12 protein-coding genes and 4 tRNA genes are annotated in these 14,592 nt (G+C 42.7%); 5 read left to right on the forward strand and 11 right to left on the reverse strand.

The window, feature by feature from the left end; all coding sequences use genetic code 11:
* Nucleotides 1-103 precede the first annotated feature (103 nt).
* Entirely contained in the window at nt 104-664 is a 561-nt protein-coding gene (locus tag AK824_RS00990; protein WP_227511180.1) for a YggT family protein, read from the forward strand.
* Between the two features lie 103 nt (nt 665-767).
* Here AK824_RS00990 and AK824_RS00995 read toward each other — a convergent pair whose 3' ends face one another.
* Nucleotides 768-1,562: a hydroxymethylpyrimidine/phosphomethylpyrimidine kinase gene (locus AK824_RS00995; RefSeq protein WP_057758031.1), complete on the reverse strand. Its 795-nt coding sequence runs from the start codon at nt 1,560-1,562 to the stop codon at nt 768-770.
* 351 nt (nt 1,563-1,913) lie between these two features.
* Here AK824_RS00995 and AK824_RS01000 point away from each other — a divergent pair.
* From AK824_RS01000 to AK824_RS01010, 3 genes are all read left to right on the forward strand, one after another.
* Nucleotides 1,914-2,003 (forward strand) — tRNA-Ser (locus AK824_RS01000).
* Nucleotides 2,004-2,184: 181 nt separating this feature from the next.
* A tRNA-Arg gene (locus tag AK824_RS01005) sits at nt 2,185-2,261 on the forward strand.
* A gap of 303 nt (nt 2,262-2,564) precedes the next feature.
* Nucleotides 2,565-3,227: an RDD family protein gene (locus tag AK824_RS01010; protein ID WP_057758033.1), complete on the forward strand. Its 663-nt coding sequence runs from the start codon at nt 2,565-2,567 to the stop codon at nt 3,225-3,227.
* A 97-nt stretch (nt 3,228-3,324) separates the two neighbouring features.
* On the opposite strand, the gene AK824_RS01015 is transcribed toward AK824_RS01010, so the two are convergent.
* From AK824_RS01015 to AK824_RS01060, 10 genes are all read right to left on the reverse strand, one after another.
* Nucleotides 3,325-4,350 carry a calcium/sodium antiporter gene (locus AK824_RS01015; RefSeq protein ID WP_057758035.1) on the reverse strand — a complete coding sequence of 342 codons (1,026 nt, stop codon included), beginning with the start codon at nt 4,348-4,350 and terminating at the stop codon, nt 3,325-3,327.
* A gap of 188 nt (nt 4,351-4,538) precedes the next feature.
* Nucleotides 4,539-4,919 carry an aspartate 1-decarboxylase gene (gene panD / locus AK824_RS01020; RefSeq protein ID WP_057758036.1) on the reverse strand — a complete coding sequence of 127 codons (381 nt, stop codon included), beginning with the start codon at nt 4,917-4,919 and terminating at the stop codon, nt 4,539-4,541.
* 100 nt (nt 4,920-5,019) lie between these two features.
* The gene (pth, locus tag AK824_RS01025) at nt 5,020-5,601 is read right to left on the reverse strand and encodes an aminoacyl-tRNA hydrolase (RefSeq protein WP_057758038.1); all 582 of its coding nucleotides are present in this window, start codon (nt 5,599-5,601) and stop codon (nt 5,020-5,022) included.
* A 176-nt stretch (nt 5,602-5,777) separates the two neighbouring features.
* Nucleotides 5,778-6,458, reverse strand: a complete 681-nt coding sequence (locus tag AK824_RS01030) for a 50S ribosomal protein L25/general stress protein Ctc (protein ID WP_057758040.1) — start codon at nt 6,456-6,458, stop codon at nt 5,778-5,780.
* A 421-nt stretch (nt 6,459-6,879) separates the two neighbouring features.
* The gene (locus AK824_RS01035) at nt 6,880-7,827 is read right to left on the reverse strand and encodes a ribose-phosphate pyrophosphokinase (RefSeq protein ID WP_057758042.1); all 948 of its coding nucleotides are present in this window, start codon (nt 7,825-7,827) and stop codon (nt 6,880-6,882) included.
* 109 nt (nt 7,828-7,936) lie between these two features.
* Nucleotides 7,937-8,012 (reverse strand) — tRNA-Gln (locus AK824_RS01040).
* Nucleotides 8,013-8,252: 240 nt separating this feature from the next.
* Nucleotides 8,253-8,328, reverse strand: a tRNA-Gln gene (locus AK824_RS01045).
* Nucleotides 8,329-8,459: 131 nt separating this feature from the next.
* Nucleotides 8,460-9,461, reverse strand: a complete 1,002-nt coding sequence (gene ispE / locus AK824_RS01050; protein WP_057758044.1) for a 4-(cytidine 5'-diphospho)-2-C-methyl-D-erythritol kinase — start codon at nt 9,459-9,461, stop codon at nt 8,460-8,462.
* A 90-nt stretch (nt 9,462-9,551) separates the two neighbouring features.
* A complete protein-coding gene (lolB, locus tag AK824_RS01055; protein WP_057758046.1) occupies nt 9,552-10,184 on the reverse strand; it encodes a lipoprotein insertase outer membrane protein LolB in 633 nt (210 codons plus the stop codon).
* A 192-nt stretch (nt 10,185-10,376) separates the two neighbouring features.
* On the reverse strand, nt 10,377-12,332 hold the full coding sequence (locus tag AK824_RS01060; protein WP_057758048.1) for a tetratricopeptide repeat protein: 1,956 nt from the start codon (nt 12,330-12,332) through the stop codon (nt 10,377-10,379).
* Nucleotides 12,333-12,883: 551 nt separating this feature from the next.
* Here AK824_RS01060 and hemA point away from each other — a divergent pair.
* On the forward strand, nt 12,884-14,296 hold the full coding sequence (gene hemA, locus AK824_RS01065; protein WP_057758050.1) for a glutamyl-tRNA reductase: 1,413 nt from the start codon (nt 12,884-12,886) through the stop codon (nt 14,294-14,296).
* Nucleotides 14,297-14,592: the final 296 nt, after the last annotated feature.

The following is a 14,592-nucleotide window of genomic DNA, read 5'->3' on the forward strand; positions in this document are numbered from 1 at the left end:
CACCACTGACGACACATTTATGTAATCATCAGCATCTGATAATGACATTTGTCATCTTAGAATCTGTTAATAATGTCACATTGAGTAGCACTTCATGAACAACATGTTATTTCAAATTTTTGATTTGGTCACCACATTCGCTATGATGCTGGTGTTTATTCGTTTTATGTTGCAGTTTGCAGGGATGGATGCGAGCAATCCGATGATTGCACCTGCTTATAAAGCGACGCATATCGTCGATGTATTCGGGCGTATTTTTCCGACTGTTGCACAGGGTCGTATTAGCATTGCTGCTATCGTCCTGATGTTTTTGATTCGTCTAATCGATATCTCTGGAAAGGCCGCATTGACGCATAAAGGTATTGCGCCTGTACCGCTATTCTTTACGGGCACGACTAGCTTATTGTTAGACTTTTTACGTATGTGTCGCTACCTAGTGATTGGTTCTATTATCGTTAGCTGGGTTGTGGTGTTTACCAGATCTGAGCATCCGATTATTGGCATTATCATTAATTTGGCTGAGCCTATTTTAGCCCCGTTTCGTCGTATCACGCCGAATTTAGGTATGCTAGATTTATCGCCAATGGTTGCTTTCTTAGCATTTTATTTGTTGGAGATATTTATCGGTGGTTTGGCTGCGAGTGTGTTGCCAACCTTGGGTTAAGTCTAATCAAATTTAAAAACTGTCATAAAAAAGGCGTTCTATAAAAATATAGAGCGCCTTTTTTGCGTCTGCTACTTGGGGAAGCTATGGCTTGTTAGATATGCTAAAAACGAACAAAGCGATTTGGTATGAGTTGAGCTTGAGTATCACCAGGATACGGTGCATCAGCTGCCCGCAATGTCTGGGTAATCCAACTGTCTGCCGCTTGCACAGCATCGATGAGAGCATCGCCTATTGCCAAGCGTCCAGCGATAAAGCTGGCGAGTGAACATCCTGAGCCATGGAACTCACCATCTAAGCGCGGTAAGGTGCTTTTATGCACCATCTCGCCCTGTATATATAAGTACTGCTCGATGTCACCGCTATCAAAATCATGTGAGGTCTTTACTAATACTGCATAAGCGCCTTGAGCACATAGCTTCTTTGCCCCGACATGCAGATCTTGCTCACCGCTAAGCGCTCGTAGTTCATGAGTATTTGGAGTGATTAAAGTGGCGTAGGGTAGCAATTGTCTAAAGGCGCTAACCAGAGTTTTTTCATCACCCAAACTGCCCCCGCTATTCGCGACTAGTACAGGGTCTAAGACAAATGGCGTATCCTTATCGATAACTTGATCAGCAAATAGTTTGGTTAACATTGCGATATTATCAGTGGTGCCGAGCATACCTGATTTGATAGCCCTAACAGGCAAGTCATCAAGCACCGCAGTAGCTTGAGCTTTTACCAACGATGCCGCACAAGCCTCAAAGCCAAACACCTGCTGCGAGCTTTGGATAGTGACCGCCGTACACGCGATGGCTGCATGCGCCCCTGACTGTCCAATGGCCTCGATATCCGCTTGTAATCCAGCACCGCCTGAAGGGTCCAATCCTGAAAAACACAGTACGACAGGTCGCATAATAGCTCCTTTTGAGATATTTTGAAGTAAGTGACAAATACTATAGCCACCTACTACTAAAAAATCTATCATAGTCTTATGCTTGTGGGTGAGTTATAAGATTGCAAGATGAATGTCGCTCAACTTAATAAGCAGTTTGGTTGTTATATTTAGCGGTAATATGCCACAATTTTCCTTATAAAAATGCGATATAAGTACTTATATCTACAATTTTGATAAAAGCCGCATTAAATCTGTAGACAACGCTTGCAATTCGTTTTGGCTTTGTTATAATACTCGCCCACGACATGAGACGTATTGTTAGCATCAATACTATGTTTATAGAAATTTTATAAATGTCTTGAATCGTTAGGTGAAGTGGGTGAGTGGCTGAAACCAGTTCCCTGCTAAGGAACCATACGTGTAAGCGTATCGAGGGTTCGAATCCCTCCTTCACCGCCATTTATTCAGTTGTTATTAGAGTAGTAACGCAATATACTGCGTTAAACATTTTAATAATTAATTCAAAAAATAATTTGTTTTAATTAAAAAAGATGTTGACACAAGCGATATTATCTATATAATGACCAACCTAATTTACTGCAAAAGATATTGTCTTCGCAGTGGATAAAGTGCAAAATACGCGCCTGTAGCTCAGTTGGATAGAGCACTTGGCTACGAACTAAGGGGTCGGGAGTTCGAATCTCTCCAGGCGCACCATTTGCATAATAGCTTAATATAAGCTGATAAAACATTAAAATAATCGCCTGTCTTATGACAATTGGCGGTTTTTTTATGTCTGTAGCTTTTACCCTTCTACTTATGTATTCTACGACCATCTCTTATATGTAGCATGATTGGATAGCCAACTAATAATATTAAAGAGCAATCTACGATATTGGAGAGCCATCTACGATGTTAGGCCATCTACGATGTTAGATAGTCATCTAGGATAATGTACGATAGCCCCACCATTTACGGTACAATAGCGTTACTATTCACTGCTTGCTATGAGCTTGTACCATGTCAAAAAGTCCATCTAAACGTCCGTCAAAAACGACTCGAAAATCAAAGCCTCAATCGAGTGCGCCTGTACAGCAAGATCCTAACGAAGAGCCAACCATCGCTAAGCCTATGATTCGTGTCGTGGCGATTCTCTATGATGGTATGCTGATTTTAGCGTTATTGTTTTTGGTAGGGACGATACTAACCGTCGTCGGTACGCTGTTGACTATGGAGACTGGTACTGAGTCGTCACAAGCTCAGTCACTGCCACTCTGGTATCAGAACGCCATTATGACGCCATCATTTGTACTGACACTCGTGGCATTCTATGGGATATTTTGGCGCCGTGGTGGTCAGACATTAGGTATGCAGACGTGGCGATTAAAAACGATTAATGATGCAGGTCAATGGCTAACGTGGGGTCAGTCGTTTAAGCGTATTTTGGCCGCTTGTATGATGCCGCTGATTTTCGGCATTATTGGCAGTCTTATTGATGGGTCACGCGCCGCCTTATTGGCCAGCGCGTTTCTTGGTTTGGTATTCAACTATGTGTTCTGTCTGTTTAACCCTCGAGGTTTGGCAGTACAAGACATGCTGTCCAACACCATCACCCTAAAGATGCCAAAAGTGGCACATGAAGGGCTATGGCGCGGTTTTAAAAATCGTAAGAAAAAATCGTAGTCTGATTTTATTGACGTAATAATTTTTATTGACCTAGTAACTCTTATCGACGTAATAATTTAGTTGTACCAATGCTCAGTTGCTTTAGCCTAAACAGTTACATACTAACGCTTTGAATCAGCCATGCGGTGTAACCCATAAAGAAAAGTACCAACGTAGCGCCCGACGTACGACCGAATTGGCGTTTTGTTTTAAAGGCAAATACGCATAGTGTCACTAGCAATATCGTCAAGACTCCCATTGCCATAACATCACGCGACAGAATCACTGGGTCGGCGGCTATAGGAGCAATGACCGTTGCTAAGCCGACAACTGCCAAAGTATTGAAGATATTAGAGCCAATAATATTACCAAGCGCCATATCATGTTCGCCTTTACGGGCGGCTGACAGGCTAGATACCAGTTCAGGCAATGAGGTCCCAACGGCGACAATCGTTAGACCAATGATAAGCTCACTAAGACCCCATAGCGTTGCCAACTCGACAGCACCCCAAACGATAGCGCGTGAGCTGGCTACGAGCATCAGCATACCGATAATTAAACTCACAAGACCACGCGTTACGCTTGGTTCTAGCTTTTCTAAGCTCTCTGAGTTATTTAAGTGCTCTAAGTTATTTGAGTGCTCTGAGTCAGCATTAGCCACGACCATATCGTCTTCGTGCTCATGATAGCCTTCGCGTATACTCATTATGATCTGTAGCCCTAAAACGGCGACCAACAAAATCAACAATACGATACCATCGGCTTGGCTTAACGTACCATCACGTAGCTGCCAAGCGGCGATGACAGTAATTAGCAGCAGTAAGGGCAAGTCGCGCTTTACGATGCCTCTACGGATGATAATAGGGCTAATCAATACGGTTGCACCGAGTACCAATGCGATGTTGATGATATTTGAGCCATAAGCGTTCCCTAGAGCCAGCTCAGGGCTGCCTTCTATCGCTGCTAGTACTGATACCACCATCTCAGGCGCTGATGTGCCTATACCCAATATTAAGACACCTATTAAGAAGCTAGGCACACTAAATTTCTTGGCTAGTGCTGTCGCCCCATCAATGAAGACATCGGCACTCCAAACTAAAATTGCTAACCCAATCAGTATTGCAAGCGCGGCCAACCACATCAGTATGTTTCCTTGTATATGATGAAAAATGTGAATTTGATAAATAAAAATGGCATAAAAAAAGCCGAATCTTGATTTAGATTCAGCTTTCCCTTTAGCATCGAGATTTTTAGTAATAATAGCAGCTAATTCAAAGATGTAACTTTGTGTTTATCTTAAATTTACCAAAACCTCACCATCCTGTCATATTAAGCAACTTGTACAGGAATGATATTTGCTGTGTCTTTAACTGTGTTGTCTTCGTTGCAATAGACCAGTTTTGGCTGATACGTTGACGCTTCAACTTCATCAAAATACGCGTAAGCACAAATGATAACGATATCGCCCAAATCTGCCATATGTGCAGCAGCACCATTCAATGAGATAATACCAGAGCCTGCTTCAGCACGGATAGCATAGGTGCGAAAGCGCTTACCGTTGGTCACGTTATAGATATCAATAGATTCGTTTTCACGTAGACCAGCAAGATCTAATAGATCACCGTCGATACCGCAAGAGCCTTCGTAATGAAGCTCGGCATGGGTAACACGGGCACGGTGTAATTTGCATTTAAGCATATTAAGTAGCATAGGTTGGTTCCTTGGCGTAACTGATATTAATTAACTAAATCAAAAGGTTAATGGGGATAAAACTGCCAAAATAAAAGGTCATTATCATTGAACGACTATATTATTCTGTTAATTTAAAGCCATTAATTTGTGAACGTGCTTTTTCGACATCACCATCTAACAACAATGGGAGCGCTTCAAAAGCAGCTGTCAACGCGCTATCAATCGCAATCTGCTCATCGGGAGATGCTTTAGAGAGAACGTGTCCACTAACTTTAGACTTGTGACCAGGATGGCCGATACCCACACGCAGGCGATGAAAATCATTGCCAATATGCGGCGTGATATCACGTAGGCCGTTGTGACCACCATGTCCACCGTCTGTTTTGAGTTTGATACTACCAGCTGGAATATCGAGCTCATCATGAGCAATCAACAATTCATCATTTTTGATGCCATAGAAATTTACCATAGGCACCACTGACTGACCAGATTTATTCATAAACGTCAGCGGCATAAGTAAACGCACATCAGACCCATGAATCTGCCCACGCCCTGTCACTCCATGGAATTTCTTATCAGGGGAGAGCGTGATATTAAACTGCTGAGCCAAATGATGGACAAACCAAAATCCTGCATTATGACGCGTAAACATATACTGCTGACCAGGATTACCAAGACCGACAATAAGCTTTATGGCCATAAAAACACCCTGCTTGAATTTGATAAATAGGGGTAAGGATTGAAGTACTGATAGCCAGTTTATTTTCAAACCTTACTTACAAAAACAGCAGGAGATTTTAATCACCTGCTGTCTTATTGACTAAACGAATGTATCACTAACCAGCACAAAATAATGTACTAGTTAGAAACAGTACATTACTCGCTGTCTTTGTTTTCTTCAGTACCGTCGTTTTGCTCAGTTGCTGGTACTTCATCAGCATCAACGTCAGCATCAGCATCAACTTCTTCTACTGTTGGTGGCTGCATGTTAACGATAGTACGGTCATGGCCGTCTTCTAGCTCAAGCTCATGAATAACAACACCTTCAGGAAGTTTGATGTCTGATAGACGGAACAAATCACCGATTTCCATGCCAGACACATCTACTTCTAGGTATTCAGGAAGTTGTGATGGTAAGCAGATAACTTCGATATCAGATACTAGCGTAGATAGTACACCAGCAGCAGCAGTACCAGGCGCATCTTCACGACCAGTGAAATGAACAGGAACGTTCATGTGGATTTTCTGACCTTTTACAATGCGCTGGAAATCAGCATGCATTGGGAAGCCTTTAGCTGGATGGCGCTGCAAGTCTTTGATAACTGCTTGATGCTCTTCACCGTCAACGTTGATAGTCAAGATGTGTGAGAAAAACGCTTCGAATTCTAGTGATTTTACTAGTTCGTTAAGCTTGATAGAGATAGCTGTTGGCTCTTCGTTACCACCATAGATGATAGCAGGAACTAGGTTCTGCTTACGTAGGCGGCGGCTCGCACCTTTACCTTGTAGTTCAGCAGCACGATCAACGGCGTTTAGTTCAAAATGATTAATGCTCATGGATATAATCCTATAAAAAAAATGATGAAGTGTCTGGTCATAAAAAAGTGGATTTGCGACCAATCCACTAATACGTGATGATAGCTAATATTATCGTTACGAATAAAACTCGTAATGTCTAAGCTTAGCCATTTGCTTATAGCAGCGCTCGCTACGATAATGACCATAACGATAGTTACTGTTAAGCATGATCAGCACTTTTGATAGTGCTGACCTAATAAAAACAACGAAAAGGTCAGCACAGGCGCGCATTATACGTGATTCTGTAGCAATAATAAAGACCTACGCAAAACGCCTACACGAAACAAAGCGTCAAGTAAGGATACTTGACGCTCTGTTTTTTAACTATTTAAGATGTCTTACTACAATCATTGCTATTCGAGATTACTGCAATAGCTGTTTTAAAAATAACTGTATCAGGTTAAGCGTCAAACATCGCGCTAATAGATTCTTCGTTATTGATACGGCGTAAGCTTTCAGCCAGCATCGGTGCAATACTTACCTGACGAATTTTGCTACAAGCTTTGGCTTCAGCAGATAGTGGAATGGTATCGGTCACAACCACTTCATCCAATGCAGATTCGCTGATGTTTTTCAGTGCGTTACCTGATAGGACAGGGTGCGTGATATAAGCTAAAACGCGACGAGCACCATTTTCTTTCAATGCTTCAGCGGCTTTACACAATGTACCTGCAGTATCGACCATATCATCAACGATAACGCAATCACGGTCACGAACATCACCGATGATATGCATTACTTGTGACTCATTGGCACGAGCACGGCGCTTATCAATAATTGCCATGTCGGTATCGCCTAACTGCTTAGCCATCGCACGTGCACGAACCACGCCGCCTACATCAGGTGAAACAACCATGATATTGTCATAGTCTTGCTTTTGTAGGTCGTTTAGCAATACAGGTGTGCCGTAGATATTGTCTACAGGAATATCAAAGAAACCCTGAATCTGATCTGAGTGCAAATCAACAGTCATTACGCGATCGATACTGACGATGTTTAGCATGTCAGCGACCACTTTAGCCGAGATAGGTACACGAGCTGAGCGTGGACGACGATCCTGACGAGCATAACCAAAGTACGGCATAACAGCTGTGATACGGCCAGCACTAGAGCGACGCAAGGCGTCAGCCATCATCATGATTTCCATCAAGTTGTCGTTGGTCGGTGCACAAGTAGGCTGCATGATAAACACATCTTTACCACGTACGTGTTCTTTGATTTCCACGGCAATTTCGCCATCAGAAAAACGCGTGATGTCAGCTTTACCAAGAGGTATGTGAAGATGATCGGCTACGGTTTTTGCTAATTCTGGGTGGGCATTACCCGTAAAAATCGCCAAATAAGGCATGACAGAAGTCCTATTGATTGACTCAAGCAGCGACCGCTAAGCAGTGTCAAACTGCTCAAATTAAGAAAAGAGTGGTGAAGGTGTTGAAGTATACTATTACAGTAAAAAATGGCAGGGGTAGCTGGACTCGAACCAACGGATGTCAGGATCAAAACCTGATGCCTTACCAACTTGGCTATACCCCTGTAATGTCTAGGCTATGAACAACCGATATATAATAGCGACTAAGTAATCGTTCTCAATATGGTGTCATGACCTGTCAGTTATCTAAAAAACGGATAAACCGTTTAAAACATAACTTTTCCCTAGCGGTGTCCATTGCGAACTATACCGAAACTGGGATAACGTTGTCAATGACAATAAGATAAGTGGCTGTCTATAAACCGCTTATACTCGATGTATCTCTAACGCTTCGTACTAAAAAATGGCAGGGGTAGCTGGACTCGAACCAACGGATGTCAGGATCAAAACCTGATGCCTTACCAACTTGGCTATACCCCTATTGTGGCGACCTATTATAAGTAAATTTTCAGATTTTGCAAGTCATTTGCGGCTTTTTCTGGTATTTATTCATCATAGGTTACTGCTGGCGCTATTTTAGCAAATTAAAATAGGCAATCCTACCGTTGTCATTATTTAGATGATAGGAAGTCTAAAGGTTGTATGTTCTGTTTTAAGTTTCCAGCGATATATGCCGTACAAGGCGCATCTGCAATCCACTTCGCCACAAGGTTTTTATTAGTAGCCACGCTCGTATCTAGAGGTAAAAACACGGCACTACCAGAGCCAGTCATTCGTGCTGTGCTCATTGCTTGCGCTTCTAACCCCTGTAGATAACTTAAGGCATCTGCAACAGCAGGAGCGAGGCTCGTGACCACTGGGGTAAAGACATTATGATAGGGCGTAGTGAGCGTTTGTACATAGTCAGCGTATTGGTTTTGGATAGTTGCAACCGATAGGAGCGCGATATCTCGCTGTAGTTTAGGATGCGCAAATAGTTTGGCAGTATTTACATGAGCGTTAGGCATCAGTATTAAATATCTCTGGTCAGGCAGCTCAATCGTAGTCAGTTCTTCACCAATTCCCATCGCAATAGCGTCTTGCCCAAATATAAATATTGGTACATCTGCACCCACAGTCGCGCCAATCTTTATGAGCTCATCACAAGTAAAATTAAGCTGCCAAATCTCATTGAGCACCAGCATAGTCGTTGCTGCATTAGATGAGCCACCGCCTAGACCCGCGCCCATTGGCAAGTGCTTATCTAAAGTGATATGCACTTTTGCTAATTGCTCAGGTAAAGTGTTTGACTGTATGGCAAATGCTAGCAATGCGCGTGCCGCTTTGAAAATTAAATTGTCTTCTATACTAATAGTGATAGCCTCTGCACCATCTAGTATCAGTAGCTGGTGACAGAGTTGATTAGCACTTAATTCACTAGCTATAGTAGAAATTACGACATTGTTGCTGACCGAAAAATGCAAGTAATCGCCCCAGTCGAGCAAGCGAAATACCGTTTGCAAATTATGATAGCCGTCGGTACGTTTACCCGTGATATGCAAAAACAGATTGAGTTTTGCAGGTGATAAACGAGTAATCATAGAAACAGATGGTTCGGCTATATTTTCAGTCATATTTTTTTATCATAAGGTACAGTTATAAACAGCTATCTTAATTAGCAATGATGGTTTTTAGCAGGCTTTCTGTTGTTAGTAAAAGATAGATTAATGATTAATCGTCATTACAACTTTGTTGCCTTGTGGCTGTACAGCACTAATTTTACTAGGTAGCTTATCCGTACCTTTATAAGTAAAGCTGGCTGTCCACTCACCATTGACTGAACTAACTAAGCGGCTCTGATCATCGATCTGTGGCGCGCTGTCTGAAGGTGCTGGACGACCAGAAATCCAGTAAGGCATTTGTGAAATTGGTGCTTGCCAACCAGTGGCTTTCTTTAGCAAGGTTTCAGGATCGTCAGCGGTCAATGTACCTGTCTTTTCGCTAACTAGAGTAGCGGTTTGACCATTGTATTCAATGTTGGTTTTACCAATACCAAGTGCGCCAATCAGCTCAATGGCAAATCGGTCATTTTGCTGACCCCATGCATAAAATGCACTACCACCTTGAGTACCTGTCGAATCATTCGCAGGCGTCGTTACCCCAATTTTACCGGTGATATTGAAGCTCTCTAGCTTTTTTGGTTGATCAGCGTTTTGGCCTTGTACAGTCGTCGTCGGTTGGTTAGTTGCATTGGCCGTTTTTAATGACTGACAGCCAGAGGTAATGACCATTGCTGCAGTTATAGCAGTAAACAGAGCAAATTTATTTGGTTTATAAGAAGTGATTGATGCTGACATAATAGTTTCTCAAAAATTGAAAGATGAACAAAGGTATTAGCTTAAGCGTTATTTGTTGCTCGGTTATGCACGGCTGTTAGCTTCTTATAACGACCTTGTAATTTATAAATGCTTCGTTATTTATAAAAACCTTATCAATTATCATATCTCTGTGACTACAAAGCTCGAATAACATATCCAAAATCAGCGCTATTAATACAGCTGTATGCGGTCATTGATATTATGCTGTCCAAATGAGAAGCGCTGCTGCAAATCGGCGAGTAATGCCTCAACTTTGTCATTGTTACCTAAGCCTTGATAGGCGCGCAATAACAGCGTGCCTGAGCGCAGAGTTGGCAGCACATCATAAGGTGTCTGTAGATAGTCGATGACCTGCTGATAGTTTTCTTTGGCCAATGCATTGCCCGCCAAGACATTTAAGGCTTGCAGATGTAGGTCGTTATCATAACGTGGGTCATCATAGCGAATCTGAATAATTGCGGTAGCTAGTGCCAGACCTTGCTCTGAGCTGCGCTCATTTGCCAGTAGCAACTGTGCATAGCTCAACTGATAAGATAAGTTACTAGGATCTAAAGCCTGCAAGTGATTCAACAAGGTGCGCTTAACGACATAGTCTTCTTTATCATCTAACAGCTGAGCCCGTGCAAAGAGTAGCATCTCATTGTCAGGATATTTACGAGCGGCACGGGTTAGTAAGCGCAGTGCTTCATCCGACTCGTTTTGTTGCCACAAGATATCGGCTTGCATGACAAAAGTGTCAGGCGCGAATACCGTAAAGTCTTTGCGCAGCTTCTCTAACGTCGCGATGGCCCCATCGACGTCGTTATCGAGTAATTCAAACGCCACTACCTTTCTACGCGCTTCTAATACCAAATCCTCTTGCATAACACCATTGAGATAGTATTTGGCTTGATCGAACAACTGCTGACGCTCAGCACTGATACCCAGATAATAATAGGCTTGATCAAGATAAGCTGGACTCTTAGCAAGCATATTGAGTAGCTCATCGGCGCTAGTATACTCTTCAATATCTAAGCTCACTAGGGCTGCGAGCAGAGTAATCTCAGAATCATCACTGAAACGGCTATGCGCCTCAAGCAGTAACTTCCACGCTTGTTCGCTTTTCTTTAAATCTAATAGATAGCGAATCTCATACAGATATAGGCTTTTGCTATCAGGATTGCGTAAACGAGCTTGACTGACATAATTTATAACAGTCTCTGCGGTTACGATTTTGCGCAATATATCCGCTTTTAACGTAATAAAAGGCACATAGTCTGGCTGACGCTCTAGCGCTCGATTGATATGAACGATAGCGACTTCAGGTTCGTTAAACTGATAGAGTAAACCCGCTTTTAATACTGACAATGAGGCATTTTGCTCGCTATCTAGTGGTTGTAACGCAGCAAGAAGTTCACGTTTGTCATCATCATTATTTGGGTAAATACCTATGAGGATTTCGCTTAAGTCTGCGCGTGGGTCATAGCGCAAGATGCGGTTTAACGTTTCACCCGCTAATATATAGTCGTGGGCACGTAGGGCCAAATGCGCGACATAAAACCAAGCAGGTACGTGGTCAGGGTTTTGGTCCTGCCATGTCTTGGCAAACTGTAATGAGTCTTCAACCCTTTCGTTACGCAAAGACAGGCTAAGCGCTCTCTCAAATACGGCTGTGGCATCTTCTTTAAAAGACTGCTGCTTATAAATGGCAACTGCACGTCGTTTGTCATCGCGATCGGCAGCGAACTCGGCATCCAGTAGAGCGTACAAGCTTGGTTCGCTAAGCTCAGGTTGCCATAGACTGGCTGGCGCTAGGCCATTAATATTTTTTACGTTCTCTATGGTGAGCGTGTCTTCATTATAAGGTGTATCAATCGCAGCATTATTATCATTTATTTTATTGCCATTTGACTTATTGGCAGTTGCTTCAGTATCGGTAGCAACGGATACTTTAGGAATTTTTGCTTCTAGCAATACATCGGGATGGCTAGCATGAACAGGGGCTGCCAAACACAGGCACACAGCTAGAGACAACGCTAGCTTATACCGTTGACACAGGCGCTCAATAGCGACATGCAATAAAGCACGGAAGCTAGAGTATTCGCTATAGGGATGTGGTGACCGAAGTAATGACCCAAAAAAAATCATAGATAGCCGTATTCGCCCATGGTTTACCTACACAGATAAGGCAAGTTTGTTTTAATCATTTCAAGTTAAATATTGGCAATATGTACCCATGACAAACATTATAAGAGTAGACCGATGAGATAAACAATAGCATCCGTGTTACTCAGATATTGGCAGATCTGACTGTATGAATGTGCTACTAGTAGCGAGTACGTTGCCAAAGAATGATACTGAAGATGATTAAATATAGATATGTCTGTCGAACTGAATATTATAGAAATATAACAAGTTAAGATAGAGTAAGCGAATGATTTAACATTATATTATTGACCATAAGTCAAAACCCAGCTATTGATTTTATAAATCGTATGAGTAGTTGATTTGTTACATTTACGACCAGATACAGAGATATGGTTATCATAGATGGGTGAGTGTTAATTAAAGCCCGCAATAATGATATAATAGGCGGTTTTTAGGGTCTTCCTTTTTATCGCTGTCGTCAAAAACTGTCTTTTAAAAATAATAAGATAGCGTAAGGGGCAACTGAGCGTCATGTTTATGGTCTATCGATAATGAGATTAGTGGTCATTGGGGTCAATCACAAAACTGCACCAGTCGCTCTGCGAGAGCGCTTGGCGCTTGTGGGTGACGATGTAAATGTCGCACTCAAACAAATAGAAGCCTTTACTGATGGTAGCGTGATCGTCTCTACTTGTAACCGCACCGAAATCTATGCGCTAGTGCCACAAACGCCAACGTCGCAGCACGCTAATAGCCAACTATCTGACTCACAATCATCCGATATACAAGATGTCAAAGCTGCTGGCCAATCATCATCCAACAATACTTTTAGTAGTAGCATGAATATCTCATCTGCTGCGATTAGTGCGCATATTACCAAAATCAAAACGTGGCTGGCTGATTTCAAGCAACTACCACTCGTTGATATTGATCCTTATCTCTATGTACATCGTGATACTCATGCATTGACTCATTGGTTAAGAGTAGCGGCTGGTCTGGACTCTATGATACTGGGTGAGCCGCAGATTCTCGGTCAAATCAAAAACTCTGTGCATCTAGCTCAAGACCAAAAAGTACTCAGTAATCAGCTAGGCTGGATCATCGATCAAGTATTCGCTGCCGCCAAACGAGTGCGTAACGAGACGCAGGTTGGCGCTCAAGCCGTATCGCTTAGCTTTGCTGCAGCTAAATTGGTCACACAAATATTTGATGATTTACCCAGCCGTACTCTACTGGTCGTTGCAGCAGGCGAGATGAATCGCTTGGTGGCCACCCATATCGCAGGGCTAGGGGTCGGACGAGTCATTATCTGTAACCGTAATCCCGAACGTGCCGAAGCATTAGCGGCTGAACTACGTGGTCCTAATCGCCGCGTAGACGTTAAACCCTTACAAGAGTTGCCACAAGTATTGGCAGAAGCCGATATCGTTAGCAGTTGTAGTGGCAGTATGGATTTGTTGATTGATAGGACAATGACCATACAAGCGCTAAAGCGTCGCCGTTATCAGCCAATGCTTATGATAGATTTGGCCGTACCGCGCGATATCGATTCTACCATTAGCCGTATTGATGATGTTTATCTGTACTCTGTCGATGATTTGCAGCATGTCATTGCAGGTAATATCGAACAGCGTCGCCAAGCCGCAGTGGATGCTGAACTGTTAGTCAGTCAATTGGTGGTCGAGATAGACCGCCGCTTTCAGGTTCGCCAAGTCGGTAAAGATATTCAGCAATACCGTGCGTGTACTCAAGGTCAAGTCGATAAGCTGCTGCATGAATCTATTGCTAAGCTGCAACAGGACGATGTCAGTCCAGAAGATATCATCACTGAGCTATCGCGACGTCTGACTCAAACCTTGACTCATGCACCATCGAAACTGATGCGCAAAGCCGCACGCGAAGGCGATAGTGATTTACTAGACTTCGTGGTGTCAGGACTACAAGATGCTCATCGAGGGCATTGATGTTTTTATCGTGGCTTTTAAATCAAAACGTATCAACCAATACCTACCAATAAATGTTCGATAGCGCAAGTCATATCGTTGCCTGAGCGTATCGTTGTCAACCTTCAGTATCAGTGCTAATATCAAGCTCTCATGGATGGCTTAGGTCAAGATATGTGCTGGTGTTTGCTCGTAATATGACTATAAATATATTAACTTAATGTTAGTAGATCTCATCAGTGTCCGTTGTTTTTTATTCGCTTAAAGACAACGCATCTCTAGACAGCGCAAGACCTCACCATCAAAAATAATAGTAC

Source organism: Psychrobacter sp. P11G3, assembly GCF_001435845.1.
Lineage (GTDB): Bacteria > Pseudomonadota > Gammaproteobacteria > Pseudomonadales > Moraxellaceae > Psychrobacter.

Coding starts and splice junctions, on each gene's coding strand:
- AK824_RS01035 (WP_057758042.1), bottom strand. CDS start 7,827: ATGCCTTATTTGGCGATTTTTACGGGTAATGCCCACCCAGAATTAGCA.
- AK824_RS01060 (WP_057758048.1), bottom strand. CDS start 12,332: ATGATTTTTTTTGGGTCATTACTTCGGTCACCACATCCCTATAGCGAA.
- AK824_RS00995 (WP_057758031.1), bottom strand. CDS start 1,562: ATGCGACCTGTCGTACTGTGTTTTTCAGGATTGGACCCTTCAGGCGGT.
- pth (WP_057758038.1), bottom strand. CDS start 5,601: ATGGCCATAAAGCTTATTGTCGGTCTTGGTAATCCTGGTCAGCAGTAT.
- AK824_RS01030 (WP_057758040.1), bottom strand. CDS start 6,458: ATGAGCATTAATCATTTTGAACTAAACGCCGTTGATCGTGCTGCTGAA.
- AK824_RS01010 (WP_057758033.1), top strand. CDS start 2,565: ATGTCAAAAAGTCCATCTAAACGTCCGTCAAAAACGACTCGAAAATCA.
- ispE (WP_057758044.1), bottom strand. CDS start 9,461: ATGACTGAAAATATAGCCGAACCATCTGTTTCTATGATTACTCGTTTA.
- AK824_RS01015 (WP_057758035.1), bottom strand. CDS start 4,350: ATGTGGTTGGCCGCGCTTGCAATACTGATTGGGTTAGCAATTTTAGTT.
- lolB (WP_057758046.1), bottom strand. CDS start 10,184: ATGTCAGCATCAATCACTTCTTATAAACCAAATAAATTTGCTCTGTTT.
- hemA (WP_057758050.1), top strand. CDS start 12,884: ATGAGATTAGTGGTCATTGGGGTCAATCACAAAACTGCACCAGTCGCT.
- AK824_RS00990 (WP_227511180.1), top strand. CDS start 104: ATGTTATTTCAAATTTTTGATTTGGTCACCACATTCGCTATGATGCTG.
- panD (WP_057758036.1), bottom strand. CDS start 4,919: ATGCTACTTAATATGCTTAAATGCAAATTACACCGTGCCCGTGTTACC.